This window comes from Pseudomonas fluorescens, assembly GCF_902498065.1.
Classification (GTDB): Bacteria; Pseudomonadota; Gammaproteobacteria; order Pseudomonadales; family Pseudomonadaceae; genus Aquipseudomonas; species Aquipseudomonas fluorescens_BJ.
The window spans coordinates 1-507 of sequence record NZ_CABVIR010000032.1; the positions used below are offsets into that span (position 1 = coordinate 1).

1 protein-coding gene is annotated in these 507 nt (G+C 62.1%); it reads right to left on the bottom strand.

What is annotated here, in order from left to right:
- On the bottom strand, positions 1 to 507 hold a 507-nt coding region (locus tag F8N43_RS29225), incomplete at both ends, for a cache domain-containing protein (RefSeq protein ID WP_191630170.1).

The following is a 507-nucleotide window of genomic DNA, read 5'->3' on the forward strand; positions in this document are numbered from 1 at the left end:
CCACGTACCAGTCAGCCGATGGCACGCCGTTGACGTGGGTGAATGAGATCAACTGGGTCTTGCCGTCGAACTCGACTTCTTTCAGGCCCGGGCTGACTTTGGGCGCACCCTTCGGATAAGCCTCGGCCAGTGTTTTGAGCACCAGCTTGCTGTCCGGGTGAATCAGGATTTTCCCTTCGGCGCTGACAATGAATGCATGACCGTGGCCGCCGAAGTTCAGCGAGTTGATGATCGCGCTGACGCTGGTCAGATCGATGTCGGCACCGGCCACGCCGAGCATTTGGCCCTGACGCTGCACCGGCGTGGCAACGGTGATCACCAGTTTGCCCGACGAAGCGGCGATGTACGGTTCGGTGACGATGGTCTGCTGCGCGCTGTTGGCCGCTTTGTACCAGCCGCGCGCGCGTGGATCGTAGTCCGGCGCACGGTTGCCGGCCGGCACCGAGAACATCACGCCGTCGGCACCGCCAAAATAGCTGAGCTGGAAATTGCCGGTGTAGGCGGGCA